The sequence below is a fragment of the Mucilaginibacter ginsenosidivorans genome (assembly GCF_007971025.1).
In the GTDB taxonomy this organism is placed as follows: domain Bacteria; phylum Bacteroidota; class Bacteroidia; order Sphingobacteriales; family Sphingobacteriaceae; genus Mucilaginibacter; species Mucilaginibacter ginsenosidivorans.
This window is the reverse complement of record NZ_CP042436.1, coordinates 1,828,551-1,844,305: the sequence shown is the minus strand read 5'-3', so window position 1 is coordinate 1,844,305 and position 15,755 is coordinate 1,828,551. Positions and strand designations below refer to the sequence as shown.

The following is a 15,755-nucleotide window of genomic DNA, read 5'->3' as shown; positions in this document are numbered from 1 at the left end:
TAAATTAGAAAGGGATTAAGAAGCACCCGATTTAACAATTTTTAACTGCCGGCACCGTTCCAAATTTTAACTAAATTTACTTCGGTACGTTTAAACCCTCATTATGAAAAAACTATTGATCGTGGTCATCATATTCTTTACGGCCAAAGCTTATGCCGACGATACGCTGCGACTACAGGCGTTGATCGATGCCGGAAATGTTAAACTACCCGCACACCACGCACCTTATTCCATCACCAGTTTGATATTACGGCATAGCCTGGATGCCAACGGAAATGTTTTCCGTTGCATACTACCCGACGGCGAGGGCTTTATCATGAAGAAAAGGGGCATCAAGCTTTCGAATGCAGAAATATACGGCGGCGATGATTTTACCAATCCGTCCGGGGCATCGGGCGTGCAGCTCAATGGAGATCACGACACGGTCGAGAACGTTTATATTCACAAATTTTCTGCTTATGCTATCATAGGTGGTAATGGCGATAATTCGGTAGTGCGAAATTGCAAATTTGCCGACATCGGCTACAGTTGCATGTTCCTGGTAACACGCACACACCCGGTAAAAGGCGGGATAGTTTCGGGCAACACATTCGATCAAAGCATGATGAACCCCGGCACAATACCACAACCGGCGCTTATGCTTCGTGGCAGCAAGGTTAATCCGTCAGCAGGCTGGAAAGTTTATAACAACACCTTCATTATGCCTTTTTCGCCAAAAGAGCTCTCGGCTGAATGTTTTGAGCTGCGCGGAGCCCCTTACAGCGAGATCCACCATAATACATGTACCGGTGGCACTATCGGGATTTCAGTGGTGCAGAACGATTTCGTGCAAACCTACGCCAACAAATGTTTTAAGCAGCGCGAAGAAGGCATTGAATACGCAGATAGTAACAATGGCATGATACGCGATAACCTCATCAGCGATCAGGATAACCTGGGGATAATGATTGATGGCTTCGCCCCATTAGGATGCCGTTTTGATACATTATTGAACAACACCATCTCGAAATGCAGGGGTATCGGTATTCAATTATATAAGGATACCTACGATACCTATATCAGCAATTGCAACATCAGTGCAAAAACCAAGGCGCTCAATATACAGGGAGCGCACGGCGTAACTTTACAGAACTGTACTTTTACTGGCAACGGCTACGGGAGTACTGCTATTTTCTTAGACAATTCCAAAGGCAAAATAACTATGAGAGGAGGCAGCATGAACGGTTTTGAGCATAAACTTTTCATTTATGCCAATAAGCAGGTGAAAACCGATGATGTGGTGATCGACGGCGTTAGGGGAAATAACAACATCAAGGAATCGGATAAAAGCTTATCAGGCGGGGGTGAGATAGGAAGGAATATCCGGATCAGGTAATAGATTACTTTAACACATTATGAAAATACCCACAATTACCGGGATAATTGACAGGCGAATACTGGTCAATTTCACTGTGGACATGGCTATAGCCAAATCCATTGTGCCGGCACCTTTTACACCAAAATTATATGAAGGCAAAGCTATTGCCGGAATATGTTTAATCAGGCTGAAAAATGTAAGACCGAAAGGTTTGCCGGGTTTTATAGGAATAGGTTCTGAAAATGGCGCCCATCGTATAGCCGTTGAATGGGAGGAAGATGGTTTAGTCAAAGAAGGAGTTTACATACCACGCCGTGATACTTCATCACTCATAAATACATTAGCTGGTGGGAAAATATTTCCGGGAAAGCATTATAAGGCAAAGTTTGATGTAAAAGAGGATAACAATAATTATCACGTAGCTTTTGTTAGCTCGGATGGAACAAGTATTAGTGTGGATGCCAAAACAACTTCACAATTAAATGAAGACTCCATATTTAAAAAATTGGAGTCCGCATCAAGTTTCTTCGAGAAAGGGGCAGCGGGATATTCGCCAAACGGGCAAAAATATGAGGGATTGCTTTTAACCACCCACCGGTGGGAAATGAAACCGCTTGAGGTAACAAGTGTGAAGTCCACTTTTTTTGAAGATGAAACCATTTTTCCAAAGGGTTCTGTAAAGTTTGATAATGCCTTGTTAATGACTGATATCAGTCACGAATGGTCTTCGCTGACAAACAAATCGTGTTATTAAGATACCGTCAATTCGCCCCGCAGGTCAGTTTCCAGTAATTCCTTAATAATAAGCGGGTCCTCATACTGTCCCAACAGGAACATCATTTTGGTGATGGCCGCTTCATAGGTCATATCGTAACCGTTGGCAATGCCCATATCCTTCAGCTCCTTGCTGGTTTCATAACGGCCCAATTCAACCGTACCAACTTTACATTGCGAAATATCAAGGATCACCTTATTGTCCTTGATCGCTTTTTTCAGCAGGTCGGTAAACCAGGTGTCCGTCGTGGTATTGCCTGCTCCGAATGTTTCCATAACAATGCCGCGTACATCCGCATTCAATATATTTTCAACCACTTTAGGGCTGATGCCGGGGTACAACTTCAGCACCGCCACATCGCTCGCCAGTTTTTTGTGCACTTTAAGAGGGCCTTCTACCGGCTGGCGGATATCGTTTATACTGAATTTGAGGTGCACGCCCGATTCGGCCAGGATAGGATAGTTGGGCGAACGGAATGCCTCAAATTTTGAAGAATTATATTTAAACGCCCTGTTGCCCCGGAACAATTTATAATCAAAATAGATACAAACTTCGGGCACGCGCGAGCGGTCGTGTTTTTTGGCTTTGGCTATTTCGATGGCGGTCATCAGGTTTTCCTTTGCATCAGTACGGATAGCGCTGATTGGCAATTGCGAACCCGTGAAGATTACCGGCTTGGATAAATTCTCGAGCATAAAGCTGAGTGCCGATGAAGTAAAGGCCATGGTATCCGAACCATGAAGGATCACGAAGCCGTCTACCTTATCATAATTGTCTTTTATCAACCCGGCAATTTCGCTCCAGATATCAGGATTCATGTTGGATGAATCGATAATATGCTCGAAAGAATGCACCATGATCTTGCAGTTCAGGCGTTCCAGTTCGGGAACATTCTCCATGATCTGCTCAAAGTTGATGGGCCTGAGCACTTTGGTTTTTGGGTCGCTCATCATACCGATTGTCCCCCCGGTATAGATGATCAGTATTTGGTTCATGCGTAAAGGTCTATGCGAAAAATAAATCTAACAAATAAAATTGTCATTCTGGCCATATTCGATCAGGCTGGCAATTACAAAAAAAGCGACAGGCAAATCCGTCGCTTTTATATTTTTTTTTCGGTTTTTAGTTAAACCAGCAAGCGAACGGGCTCTTCTAAAAGCGACTTCAGCGTTTGCAGGAATGCTGCCCCTGTTGCCCCGTCAACCACGCGGTGGTCGCAGGTAAGGGTCAGCTTCATGATGTTGCCTGGTACTACGGCGCCATTCTTCACTACCGGCACCTGCTGTATGCCGCTAACGGCCAGTATACAGGCTCCCGGAGGATTGATGATAGCCGTAAACTCATCGACACCAAACATACCTAAGTTAGATATGGTGAAGGTAGAGCCTTCCATTTCGGGCAACTGTAGTTTTTTAGCTTTGGCACGCTGTGCGAAGTCTTTTACTTCGGCAGATATCGCGCTTAACGATTTACCATCGGCAAAGCGAACTACCGGAACCAGCAAACCTTCGTCAACCGCCACGGCCACGCCAATGTTCACATGTTCGTTGGCGCGGATACTTTCGCCCAGCCACGATGAATTAACAGCCGGGTGTTGTTTCAACGCTACAGCGCAGGCTTTCAGCACTAAATCGTTAAATGATATTTTAACCGGCGCAAAGTCGTTCATTTTAGTACGGGCAGCTACCGCCTGATCCATATCAACCGTGATGGTCACGTAGAAATGCGGGATCAGGAAGCTTTCGGATAAGCGGCGGGTAATGGTTTTACGCATTTGCGTAACCGGCCTATCCGTATATTTTTCCTCGCCAACGTATTGTGGAATAACCACTGTCTTTTCTGCTTTAGCCGGTGCACTCGCAGACGCAGCTTCGGCAGCGTGTTTTTGTTCTATTTCTTTGGTTGATGGCGTAAAGCCTTCAACATCCTTTTTCACAATACGCCCGCCATCGGCAGTGCCTTTTACATCGTTCAGGTTGATGCCTTTTTCCTTAGCTATCTTACGTGCCAAAGGGGATGCTTTTACACGGCTGTCATCTGTTGAAGTGGCAGTTGCAGAGGTTTCCTGAGTGGTAGTGGCAGAAGCAGTTGCAGTCGGTTGTTCGCTGATTTCGCTGCTACTGCCAGCGCTACTGCTACTTTCAACACCGCCATCCTGCAGCAATGGGGTAATGTCAGTACCTTCTTTACCCACAATGGCTATGATACCATTTACAGGAGCGGCCTCGCCTTCTTTTACACCAATATATAATAAGGTGCCGGTCTCGTAACCCACAACTTCCATGGTTGCCTTATCGGTTTCCACATCGGCTAATGAGTCATCGGCTTTTACTTTATCGCCTACTTTAAAATTCCATTTCTGTATCACACCTTCGGTCATCGTATCGCTCAGCAAAGGCATACGGATAACGGTGGCCGGTATTTTAGAGGTATCAACTTTAGGTGCGGCAGCTGCAGCGGCTTTTTTATCCTCTACCGGTGCAGGCTTCTTATCTTCGGCAGGCTTAGCTTCTTCTTTTTTATCACTGCTACTGCCAGTGCTACTGCTACTTTCCAGTGCCGATTTGTAATCTTCGCCTTCTTTACCCAATACAGCTATCACGGTATCAACCGGAACGGCTTTACCTTCCTCGACACCTATATATAATAAAGTACCATCCTGGAACGATTCGAAATCCATCGTAGCTTTATCAGTTTCTACTTCGGCCAGCACGTCGCCCGATTTTACTTTGTCGCCAACCTTCTTATGCCATTTCGCTAATACCCCTTCGGTCATGGTATCGCTCATTTTAGGCATTTTAACTACTTCGGCCATATACTATTAAATGAATAGTGTTTTTATAAAATTAGTATAAAATATATTAGTCCTTTATAAAAGGATAGTCGCTTTCCACGTACACATCGGTGTATAGTTCTGATGCTTCAGGATAAGGCGACTCTTCCGAGAACTGAACCGATGCGTCAACTTCGGCCTTTACTTTTTCTTCAATATCCTCAAACCACTTTTCGTCTGCATAACCTTCCTTCAATATGGTTTGTTTCACCGCTTCGATAGGATCCTTCGCTTTGTAGCTTTCCAGTTCTTCCTTGGTACGGTATTTTTGCGGATCGGACATCGAGTGTCCCTTATAGCGATAGGTGCGCATTTCCAGGAAAGTCGGTCCTTCACCGGCACGTGCGCGCGATACCGCCTCGTCCATGGCGTTATGCACTGCAACCGGGTCCATACCGTCAACCGGCGAAGAAGGAATATCGTAAGGCAGGCCCAATTTATAGATGTCGGTTTGGATAGTGGTACGTTCAACCGAAGTACCCATAGCGTAGCCATTGTTTTCGCAAATAAATATCACCGGCAATTTCCACAACGACGCCATGTTAAACGTTTCGTTCAAAGCGCCCTGGCGCACGGCGCCGTCGCCCATGTAGGCACAGCATACATAGTCGGTGCCTTTATACTTTTCAGCGAACGCTATACCGGCGCCCAGCGGGATCTGGCCGCCGACTATACCATGCCCGCCGTAGAAATTATTTTCCTTGTCAAACATGTGCATCGATCCGCCTTTTCCCTTGGAGCAGCCTGTGGCTTTGCCATAAAGTTCGGCCATCACTGCATTTGGGGAAGTACCCTTAGCCAAAGCGTGTGCGTGGTCGCGGTAAGCGGTTATCATACTATCTTCATGCTTTAACACCGACATAGCACCCGCCATAACAGCTTCCTGGCCTATGTATAAGTGACAAAACCCGCGTATTTTTTGCTGCCCGTAAAGTTGCCCGGCCTTTTCTTCGAACCTGCGCATCAGAAGCATCGCTTCGTACCACATCAGGTAGGTGTCTTTGTTTATTTCAATGGAACTCATTTGTTGTAAACCAAATTTCTTTTTTGAGAAAGCGCAAATCTAATTATATCCGCGTAAATATCGAAACCGCAACAAATTTGTTAGAAAGAAATATTCCATCGTGAAACTTTTGGAATTCTTTTCCGTAAAAGGGAGGAGGCAGCTCTATTTTTACATTTTTCATAAAAAACGTGTCATTAATTTGTAATTCTAAAAAATTAAGATAGTTTTGCAGCTGACCACGGGTAAAGGGTCTAGTTTAATAATTCAATGTTGCACCCTGACGCAACAAAGACTAAAGATTAAATGAAGAAATATATATTCGCTATTCTGTTGAGCCTCAGTATTGTTGCAGCGCAAGCTCAAACAAAAAGCGCACCTACACCACCTGCCGATAAAGACAAACAAGAAGAAGACGGTTTAGTAAAAGATTACTTTTCGCAGATAATGGGCGTTGCCCTTTCCACCACTTCAAACGTAAAACTTTTCCAGTTTGTTTATGACTGGATAGGAACCCCGTATCATTTTGGCGGCGATTCGAAAAAAGGCATAGACTGTTCGGCATTTACAAAAGAATTATACAGCAAGGTTTTCAATCTTACTATCAAACGTAATTCGCGCGATATTTTCAGCATGGTTAGCCCTGTGCGCAAGGATGACCTGAAGGAAGGCGACCTGGTATTCTTTAAGATACACAGCCGCAGTATAAGCCACGTGGGTATTTACCTGGGCGATGGTAAATTCGCCCATGCTTCGTCAAGAGGTGTTGCGATCAACAGCCTTGAAGACGGATATTACAGCCGTTATTTTTATAAAGGCGGCCGCTTGCTTGATGTTTTCAAAAAACAGCTGGAGGATGAAGACGACTCCCCGGATGACAGCAATAAACAATAAGATATGTTGATCCTTTCAAGCGAAAGGATTTTTTTTTGCCATGAGACCGCACTTCCTTATCATCAGCCTTCTCCTTGCCGCACTGGTTACCGGTTGTGAAAAACCTGCTGCGTTTCCTATCCGACCGCATAAATCAAAAAGATCAATTGTTCGCAGGCGCGATACTTTAGCAACGATCAAACTACACGATACTATTTCTATAGCCGCCGTGGGCGATATGATGCTGGGTTCGGCTTACCCTGACGGCAGCAAATTACCGCCGGACAGCGCAAAACGTAGTTTCGAAACAGCAAAGGAATATTTCAAAGGGGCGGACATTGTATTTGGCAACCTGGAGGGCACCCTACTTGATACAGGCATGCCCGCCACGTACAAAAAGAACCTTAAAGTAGCCTATCTTTTCAGGATGCCGAGTTACTATGGTAAAGTCTTTAAAAATGCCGGCTTCAACCTGGTTAGTGTGGCCAATAATCACATCACCGATTTCGGAGAAAAAGGATACACCAGCACCACCAAAACGCTCGACAGTTACGGCATTCATTACGCCGGCCTGGAAACCTGCCCTACAACTGTATTTGAGAAGGCTGGTATTAAATACGGTTTTTGCGCCTTCGCTCCTAATGCACATACTACCTCGCTGCTCGAACTGCGCCACGTGTCAAAAGTGATCAGTGAACTCAAACGGCGGTGCGATATTGTGATCGTATCTTTTCATGGTGGAGCCGAAGGTGCGGGTTACGAACATGTACCTTTTAAAATGGAATCTTTTATGCACGGCAAGCGGGGCAATGTACACGCTTTCGCCCATACCGCGATTGATGCTGGCGCCGATATTGTGCTGGGCAACGGCCCGCATGTAAGCCGCGCACTTGAAAAATACAAGGGCCGGTTAATTGCCTATAGTCTTGGTAATTTTTGCACATACAAAAGTGTAAGTGTCGCCGGTGTTTGCGGTATGGCGCCCCTGCTGAAAGTAAAACTGGATAAAAAAGGCGAATTTCTTGGCGGAAATATTATTTCCTTCAAGCAAACACACCTCGAAGGGCTTACCCGCGATACATTGAACCATGTAGTAAAACGCATCAAATTATTAACTGAGAAAGACTTTCCGAATTCGGGCTTAGAGATCGGAGATGATGGATCGATAATTTCGAGCGGCACAAATTAACGGGTCATTTTGCCTGGTCAGCGGTCGTTCGTATCAGGCTGATGCCCGAGAAAAAGAATAACAGCCCTAAAATGCCGATAACAATAATAGGTGTGGTATGTGAACTATGCTGCATTATGGTGATACCTGCATAAATGAGGCCGATGATCCCAAGAGTAGTTAAGATGGCGCCGAAGGTTCGTTTTAAGTTCATGGTAACTATTTTAGTAGGCTAAACAAATACCATACCCAAAATAAATTCTATATTTATTGTCTCCAATTATTGATCTATGACTCCTGCAATCTCGTTTATGATCGTTGTCTTTATCGGCCTGATCATCTTATTTAGCTCATTTGTGACTGTAAAACAGGGCACTATCGCTGTAGTGACCGTGTTTGGCAAGTACCGCCGGATACTGCATCCCGGCCTTAACCTTAAGCTGCCGCTTATCGAGCAGATACATAGCCGCATATCCATTCAAAACCGTTCAGTAGAATTGGAGTTCCAGGCGGTAACCATCGACCAGGCCAAAGTTTACTTTAAGGCCATGCTGCTGTATTCGGTATTGGACCAGATGGAAGAAACCATTAAAAACGTGGCGTTCAAATTTGTTGACGAACGCAACCTGATGCAGGCGCTTATCCGCACCATCGAAGGTTCTATACGCGCTTATGTGGCTACCAAGAAACAGGCGGATGTTTTGATACTGAGAGGGGATATTGTGGAACACGTAAAGGGCCAGCTTGACCAGGTGCTGGAAAGCTGGGGCTATCATTTGCAGGACCTGCAGTTGAACGACATCACTTTCGACGATGTGATACTGAAATCGATGAGCCAGGTAGTTGCGTCGAACAACCTGAAAGCTGCTGCTGAAAACGAGGGGCAAGCCTTGCTCATTACCAAAACAAAGGCTGCAGAAGCTGAAGGAAATGCTATCAAAATTGCTGCGGAGGCTGAACGCCAGGCGGCTCAATTGCGAGGACAGGGTATTGCCTTATTCCGCGAGGAAGTGGCCAAGGGTATGACCGCTGCGGCCAAAGAAATGCACGAGGCCGATATGGATACCTCGGTTATTATGTTCACCATGTGGACGGAATCAATTAAACACTTTGCCGAAAACTCGCAGGGGAACGTGATATTCCTGGACGGGTCGACCGATGCGATGCAAAAAACATTAAAAGAGGTGATGAGCCTAAACCTTTTGCATGCAGATAACGTCAAAAAGGGGAAATAAATTTTTACCCTTTGTTGAGTAATGAAGAGAAGATCAGTGAGTGTGATATTGACGGTGTTGTTGAGCACCGTTTTTCTTGTTGGTAGCGCCCAACCCTACCGGGTGCTGACTGTTAATGATTTTAGGGGTATACCTCAACATACCGGCCCCACCATTGCAGAAACAAACTGCTTTGTCGATCTGAGATATGACGTGCATCAGGAGGGTGGTAATTGCCAGCTGACCTTCCACGTTGCACTTACCATGGATAATGAAAGATCGTGGATAGACCGTTCGCGCATCACATCGGCAGCTATGCTGGCAGATATTCTTAAACACGAACAAGGGCACTACAATATCAGTTATTTTGAGGGGCAGGAATTATTGTTCACCCTTAACCGGATGCACTTCAGTACCAATTATAAAGTTGAGGTCGAGGGCGTGTTCGACCGTATACACGGAAAGTATAAGCAGCTAAACGCCGACTATGACGACGATACGCTTAATTCGAAAAACAGCATACAACAAACCAGTTGGGATAAATATTTTCAACGAAAACTGGCTTATCAGCAACCGGCAAACCATGCCGCCTTATTGCAGCGATAGATAATCGAGCCACAAAGCCGTGCTTTGCTGTGTGTTAAATTTATGGCCGCCTTTTACCGACACCTGTACCGAATCGGCAGTTGCCGTACTTTGTGTTATGGGTATGGTAAATTTCCGGTAGAGCGGAATAGTTTCCGTGTCGATCCATTCGCCACTATCCACAACGGTGTTCGAACTAAAAACGCGCACCTTGATGCTTACGGTATCTCCTTCAACCAACAGCCCCTTAGCATACCCGATAAGTGCGGAAGGATGGGATGTAACAACAAATTTATCGGTGGCCGTGGCATTAAAAACACCGTTGTAAATAAATTTCGCAGCATATTGTCCGTGGTAAGCCTCAGTAGTCTTTTGCACTACATAAGTTTCGAACGGTGGAACGCAAACGGGGCAGCTGTTGGTTTTCCACTGCTGCAATTCGTCGATGCTGGTCCAGCTTTCAAAATCGCCATTGGGGACATTGGATGCCGGCAGCGACTGTTTTTTCTTACAGGCCGTGATACCCGCAACAATAAATACATAAAGAAGTAAAGCCTTGATTTTCACTATATAATAGTACGGGCTGCACAACCAGAACGATACAGGCAATAATCGTTTTTTTTTATTTTTTGTAGTCTGAAATATCCAGCCCATGGGTGCAGAAACTGTATTCATGCTCCTGGTTCGAACAAATGATCGTAAGCCGCCCGGCCGCAAACTGCTGTACCAGCCGCAGGTACCATTCCACGCCCTGTTTATCGAGGTTCGATGTGGGCTCGTCGAGCATCAGCATTAGGGTGTCCGAACAAAAAGCAAGGGCCAGTTTTAGCCTTTGTTTCATGCCTGAGGAGAAGTATTTGATCATTTTATTTTTGCTTTGCTCCATACCCAGCAAACCGATCAACCCATCATCATCTATCCCAGCTTTGCGCTTTTTGAATTTGAAGTGAAAATCGATCATTTCGGTTAGGGTAAACTCTTCGATGAGTTCCAGGTAAGGGGCAGCGAGGCTTAAGTGTTTGAAAACGAGTTCCGATTCAATGGGCCGATCTTCCAGCAAATAATTGATCTCCCCTGCCGACGGGGCAAGGCTACCATTCAAAACACTTAGCAAAGTGGATTTTCCGGAACCATTAGGACCAAGTATGGCATACGCCGTACCCTGTTCAAACTCATAATCAATACCCTTGAATATCCAGTCGCGGTTAAAACGACGGCCTATGTTTTGGAGCGTTATCTTCATTGATTGTTCATAGTTCATGGATCATAGTTCATGGTGGCTATGAACCATCAACTATGAACTATAAGCAAGTTAGGTGTTTCCAAATCCCTTCATGATACCACGCTGCGAATTGGACACAAAATTAATGATCTCGTCGCGCTCTACAGTAGGAGCAAATTCGGCTTCGATGATATCCATCGCTTTGGTTACGTTGTACTTTTTCAGGAATATGATGCGATATATTTCCTGTATCTCGTTAATCGTAGCTGCCGAATACCCCCTTCGGCGCAATCCAACTGAATTGATACCGATATAAGAAAGTGGTTCCCGGCCGGCTTTGGTATAAGGGGGGACATCCTTGCGGACGAGTGAACCGCCCGAGATCATGCTATGTGCCCCTATCTCGACGAACTGGTGAACTGCCGATGTACCGCCGATAAAAGCATAATCGTAAATATTGATATGGCCGGCCAGTTGCACCGAGTTGGCTATGATCACATTATCGCCTATCACGCAGTCGTGCGCGACGTGCACATAGGCCATCAACAGGCAATTGCTGCCAATGGTGGTTGTGTTTTTATCAAGGGCAGTGCCGCGGTTTAGCGTAACACACTCCCTGATGGTTGTGTTGTCGCCGATGGTAACGGTGCTCTGTTCCCCGCGGTATTTTAGGTCCTGCGGCGGGGCCGATACAACGGCCCCAGGAAATATGCGGCAATTCTTCCCGATACGGGCGCCATCCATAATGGTGGCATTTGAACCCACCCAGGTGCCTTCCCCTATCTCAACATCCTTATGTATAGTAACAAAAGGCTCGATGGTGACGTTGTCGGCTATCCGGGCTTGCGGATGTATATAGGCTAGGGGCTGTATCATGCTTCTTTTTCTTCTTTTGTCTTCTTAACTATCTGGGCCATCAGTTCGGCTTCAACTACTATGCGCGAGCCTACCATACCGACGCCTTTCATCTGCGCTATACCCCTGCGGATGGGGGCTATCAGGTTACAGTAGAATATGATGGTATCGCCCGGCACTACCTTGTCCTTAAACCTTGCATTTTCAATTTTAAGGAACAGGGTAATATAGTTCTCAGGATCGGGCACCGTATTCAGCACCAAAATACCACCTGTTTGCGCCATCGCCTCTATTTGCAAAACGCCAGGGAACAAGGGGGTGCCGGGAAAATGCCCTGCAAACAAGTCCTCGTTCATGGTCACATTCTTCAAACCGACCACGTGGCTTTTACTTAGCTCCAGTATCTTGTCTATCATCAGCATGGGCTGACGATGAGGCAATATTTTCATAATATCAACGGTATCAAATACCGGTTTCATATTGGGGTCGTAAACTTTAATATGCTTACGGCTGCGTTCCTTTTTGATAAGCGTTTTTATTTTTTTGGCGAAAGCCACATTGGCCGCATGGCCCGGGCGGGCCGCCATGATATGGCCGCGCAGCGGTACGCCAACCAGCGCCAGGTCGCCTATCATGTCCAGCAGTTTGTGTCTTGCAGGTTCGTTCTGGTGACGTAACTCTATGTTATTTAATATCCCCTGCGGGGCAACTTTGATATCCTTACGGTTAAATATCCTGGCCAGGTGAGCCAACTCGTCATCATCAACTTCTTTATCTACCACAACAATGGCATTGTTCAGATCGCCGCCTTTGATGAGATTGTGCTTTAAAAGCATCTCCAGTTCGTGCAAAAAGCAAAATGTCCGGCATGATGCTATTTCGGTATTAAATTCGGATATGGTTGATATACTGGCGTGCTGGCTGCCCAAAACCTGCGAATTATAGTCAACCATACAGGTAAAGCGATAGTCATCCAAGGGCATGGCTACCATTTCAACCTTGCGGTCGGGCTCCGAATAATGAATGTTGTATGGTATGTGGTAATATTCGCGGTCAGCATCCTGTTCGGTAAAGCCGGTTTTAGATAAAGCATTCACAAATTGTATGGAACTGCCGTCCATGATCGGCGTTTCGGGGCCGTCCATGTCAATCAGCACATTGTCTATTTCCAAACCTACCAAAGCGGCCAATACGTGTTCGATGGTACTTACGCTTGCCCCGTTTTGCGAAATGGTAGTTCCGCGCGACGTGTCGGTCACATTGTCCACATCGGCATCAATAACAGGCGACCCTTCTACATCTATCCGCCTGAACTTGTACCCGTGATTTTCCGGCGCGGGATTAAATGTCAGGTTAACTTTCTCCCCGGTATGCAAGCCTGTACCGGATATAGTTACCGGCGCTTTTATGGTTCTTTGCTTTACGTTCATTACTAATTAATTCATTGATACATTAGTTCATTAAGGATCTTAACGAGCCATTGAACTAATGCTTATTATTTCGCAGTTCAGCAATTATTTTTTCTAACTCCGTTACTTTCTTTTCCAGTTCGGGCAGGCGCATCACAACAATTTGCGAACGCATGTGATCCCCGTATGCCGTAGCGGGCGAACCCATCCACTTTTTATTTTCCTCGGCGATAGTCCGGCTAACGCCCGACTGCGCCTGCACCTGTGTCCCTTTTGCTATTGAAATATGCCCTACTACGCCTACCTGGCCGCCAAGTATAACGTTCTCTCCTATCTTGGTACTGCCGGATATACCTGTTTGTGCCGCTATTACCGTATTCTCGCCTATCTCCACATTATGCGCCACCTGGATCAGGTTATCCAGCTTCACCCCTTTCCGGATAACGGTCGACCCCATAGTTGCGCGGTCGATGGTGGTATTTGAACCAACCTCCACATCATCTTCCAGCACCACGTTACCTATCTGGGCAATTTTATTATACGTGCCATCGGGCTGCGGAGCGAATCCAAAACCATCACTGCCAATTATCGCCCCGGAATGGATGATCACATTATTGCCGATAACGCAGTCGAAATATACTACCACCCCTGGAAAAAGGGTAACGTTGTTTCCTATCGTAACATTATCTGCAATATAGGCATTGGGGTATATTTTACAATTGTTACCAATACTGGAACCGGGACCGATATAGGCGAATGCACCGATGTAGCAATTTTCGCCTACCGTTGCGCTGGGATGCACAAAGTTAGGCAGTTCGTTGCCTGTTTTATTCAGTTTGATGGTGTTATATTTTTCGAGCAAAATCGAAAATGACGAATAAGCATTCTCAACCCGTATCAGTGTAGCCTTAACCGGTTCCGAAAGTACAAGATCGTGATTGACGATGACAATGGAAGCTCCCGTTGTGTACAGGTATTGCTCATACTTGGGATTGGCCAGGAAAGATAAGGAACCGGCTGTAGCCTCCTCTATTTTTGCAAGCTTGTCGACTGCGACACGCGGGTCGCCCTCAACTGTTCCGTTTAGCATAAAGCCTATCTCCTGGGCGGTAAATTGCATCGGGCAAATTTAAGTGTAAATATCGAAGCGTCAAACTACAAATACGTCGGCCCCTCAGCGCTCATATCAGTTCTTTGGCGTAACATATAATGTATTTTTTAACTGTGCGGGCAAGGGCCTCCAGGTTCGAGTTATCGCTCGCCTGCGCAATGTCCTGCAACTTGCCGTCTTTCATCAGTATAAGTATGCTGCCGTCACCAGGTTTGTAGGCATTATTCTTTATGGTATCCGTAAATACAAAATAATCCAGTTCTTCGTGGCTGATGGGGTATTGGCCCAACGCCTTTGCCGACAGCTTTTCAAGCAGGGCCGCATCGGGCACATCATTAGTAATGTCGATGTGGTAAAGATGCCGGCGCATCAGCATGTGGCACAGGGCCGACAATATAAAATCATCGCAATTTTCCCAAACCTTTACCGCAGCCATAATATCATTATCGTCCAGCCGGGTAAAAATCTCGAGATGAACTTCACTTTGCATAAAATCATCCTTATTGATGGTATTTGCCAGGAAATGATTAAGCGCCGGCGTGGCAAAAAGCGGTTTGCCTTTTAGCGCCAGTTCCCGGGCGCGTTTTAAAATTTTGGCTAGCAATTGTTCGGCAGATACCACGGTTTTATGCAGGTACACCTGCCAGTACATCAGGCGGCGGGCTATAAGGAATTTCTCTATCGAATAAATACCCTTTTCTTCCACAGCAATATGGTCATCAACAACATCCAGCATCTTGATGATGCGGTCGAAACTGATCACCCCTTCGGATACGCCGGTAAAAAAACTGTCACGGTTCAGGTAGTCCATCCGGTCCATATCCAACTGGCCCGAGACCAGTTCGTGAAGAAACCTTTTTGGATAGGTTCCATTAAAAATTTCGATAGCTGTAGACAGTTTGCCGTTGAACTGCCGGTTTAGCTTATTCATCAGCAATATGGAAATATCTTCGTGCGATATCCCTTCGACAATCGTCTGTTCTAATGCGTGCGAGAACGGGCCGTGCCCGATGTCGTGCAACAGGATAGCAACAACGACAGCCTCTTCTTCTTCTGGCGTGATTTGATGGCCCTTATTTCGGAGGGTTTCTATAGCGAGACACATCAAGTGCATAGCGCCAAGCGCATGGTGAAAACGCGTGTGCAATGCGCCCGGATAAACCAGGTGCGTCATACCCAACTGCTTGATATATCGAAGACGCTGAAAATAAGCGTGCTCGATAAGGTCGAACACCAAATCGGCAGGTATGCTGATGAACCCGTAAACCGGGTCGTTTATGATCTTCTTTTTATTCAATGGCGTAATGCTGTGCAAAAATGTTAAATAGAAGTAAATTATACGCTTTTATT

Annotated in this window: 16 protein-coding genes; 6 read left to right on the top strand and 10 right to left on the bottom strand. The window is 45.8% G+C overall.

All coding sequences use genetic code 11. From position 1 onward, the window contains the following. Positions 1–103: 103 nt before the first annotated feature. Positions 104–1,375, top strand: a complete 1,272-nt coding sequence (locus FRZ54_RS08445; protein WP_147031191.1) for a right-handed parallel beta-helix repeat-containing protein — start codon at positions 104–106, stop codon at positions 1,373–1,375. 19 nt (positions 1,376–1,394) lie between these two features. Next, positions 1,395–2,111 carry a DUF2071 domain-containing protein gene (locus tag FRZ54_RS08440; protein ID WP_147031190.1) on the top strand — a complete coding sequence of 239 codons (717 nt, stop codon included), beginning with the start codon at positions 1,395–1,397 and terminating at the stop codon, positions 2,109–2,111. Here FRZ54_RS08440 and FRZ54_RS08435 read toward each other — a convergent pair. The 3 genes from FRZ54_RS08435 to pdhA form a co-directional block, all read right to left on the bottom strand. Continuing rightward, positions 2,108–3,127, bottom strand: a complete 1,020-nt coding sequence (locus FRZ54_RS08435) for an asparaginase (protein ID WP_147031189.1) — start codon at positions 3,125–3,127, stop codon at positions 2,108–2,110. The genes FRZ54_RS08440 and FRZ54_RS08435 overlap by 4 nt on opposite strands. Before the next feature lie 131 nt (positions 3,128–3,258). Beyond that, positions 3,259–4,947 carry a pyruvate dehydrogenase complex dihydrolipoamide acetyltransferase gene (locus tag FRZ54_RS08430; protein ID WP_147031188.1) on the bottom strand — a complete coding sequence of 563 codons (1,689 nt, stop codon included), beginning with the start codon at positions 4,945–4,947 and terminating at the stop codon, positions 3,259–3,261. A gap of 46 nt (positions 4,948–4,993) precedes the next feature. Continuing rightward, positions 4,994–5,989, bottom strand: coding sequence for a pyruvate dehydrogenase (acetyl-transferring) E1 component subunit alpha (gene pdhA / locus FRZ54_RS08425; protein WP_147031187.1), 996 nt, complete (start codon positions 5,987–5,989; stop codon positions 4,994–4,996). Between the two features lie 285 nt (positions 5,990–6,274). Between pdhA and FRZ54_RS08420 the strand changes: the two genes are divergently transcribed. Then, a complete protein-coding gene (locus tag FRZ54_RS08420; RefSeq protein ID WP_147031186.1) occupies positions 6,275–6,862 on the top strand; it encodes a C40 family peptidase in 588 nt (195 codons plus the stop codon). A gap of 40 nt (positions 6,863–6,902) precedes the next feature. Continuing rightward, positions 6,903–8,030 carry a CapA family protein gene (locus FRZ54_RS08415; protein ID WP_147031185.1) on the top strand — a complete coding sequence of 376 codons (1,128 nt, stop codon included), beginning with the start codon at positions 6,903–6,905 and terminating at the stop codon, positions 8,028–8,030. Positions 8,031–8,034: 4 nt separating this feature from the next. Here the strand turns inward: FRZ54_RS08415 and FRZ54_RS08410 are convergent, their stop codons facing one another. Continuing rightward, the gene (locus tag FRZ54_RS08410) at positions 8,035–8,223 is read right to left on the bottom strand and encodes a hypothetical protein (protein WP_147031184.1); all 189 of its coding nucleotides are present in this window, start codon (positions 8,221–8,223) and stop codon (positions 8,035–8,037) included. Positions 8,224–8,299: 76 nt separating this feature from the next. Here FRZ54_RS08410 and FRZ54_RS08405 point away from each other — a divergent pair, with 76 nt between their 5' ends. Both FRZ54_RS08405 and FRZ54_RS08400 read left to right on the top strand, forming a co-directional pair. Next, on the top strand, positions 8,300–9,244 hold the full coding sequence (locus FRZ54_RS08405; protein WP_147031183.1) for an SPFH domain-containing protein: 945 nt from the start codon (positions 8,300–8,302) through the stop codon (positions 9,242–9,244). Positions 9,245–9,265: 21 nt separating this feature from the next. Continuing rightward, positions 9,266–9,829, top strand: a complete 564-nt coding sequence (locus FRZ54_RS08400) for a DUF922 domain-containing protein (RefSeq protein ID WP_147031182.1) — start codon at positions 9,266–9,268, stop codon at positions 9,827–9,829. On the opposite strand, the gene FRZ54_RS08395 is transcribed toward FRZ54_RS08400, so the two are convergent. The 6 genes from FRZ54_RS08395 to FRZ54_RS08370 form a co-directional block, all read right to left on the bottom strand. Beyond that, positions 9,815–10,375, bottom strand: coding sequence for a hypothetical protein (locus tag FRZ54_RS08395; protein ID WP_147031181.1), 561 nt, complete (start codon positions 10,373–10,375; stop codon positions 9,815–9,817). The two genes, FRZ54_RS08400 and FRZ54_RS08395, sit on opposite strands and share 15 nt — an antisense overlap. Before the next feature lie 55 nt (positions 10,376–10,430). After that, a complete protein-coding gene (locus FRZ54_RS08390) occupies positions 10,431–11,051 on the bottom strand; it encodes an ABC transporter ATP-binding protein (protein WP_147031180.1) in 621 nt (206 codons plus the stop codon). A 69-nt stretch (positions 11,052–11,120) separates the two neighbouring features. Next, positions 11,121–11,906 (bottom strand): acyl-ACP--UDP-N-acetylglucosamine O-acyltransferase, encoded by a 786-nt coding sequence (gene lpxA / locus FRZ54_RS08385; protein WP_147031179.1) that lies wholly within the window; start codon positions 11,904–11,906, stop codon positions 11,121–11,123. After that, positions 11,903–13,315: a bifunctional UDP-3-O-[3-hydroxymyristoyl] N-acetylglucosamine deacetylase/3-hydroxyacyl-ACP dehydratase gene (locus FRZ54_RS08380; RefSeq protein WP_147031178.1), complete on the bottom strand. Its 1,413-nt coding sequence runs from the start codon at positions 13,313–13,315 to the stop codon at positions 11,903–11,905. The genes lpxA and FRZ54_RS08380 overlap by 4 nt, the downstream gene beginning before the upstream one ends. A 55-nt stretch (positions 13,316–13,370) precedes the next feature. Further along, positions 13,371–14,414, bottom strand: a complete 1,044-nt coding sequence (gene lpxD, locus FRZ54_RS08375; RefSeq protein ID WP_147031177.1) for a UDP-3-O-(3-hydroxymyristoyl)glucosamine N-acyltransferase — start codon at positions 14,412–14,414, stop codon at positions 13,371–13,373. A 61-nt stretch (positions 14,415–14,475) separates the two neighbouring features. Further along, a complete protein-coding gene (locus FRZ54_RS08370) occupies positions 14,476–15,702 on the bottom strand; it encodes an HD domain-containing protein (RefSeq protein ID WP_147034451.1) in 1,227 nt (408 codons plus the stop codon). Positions 15,703–15,755: the final 53 nt, after the last annotated feature.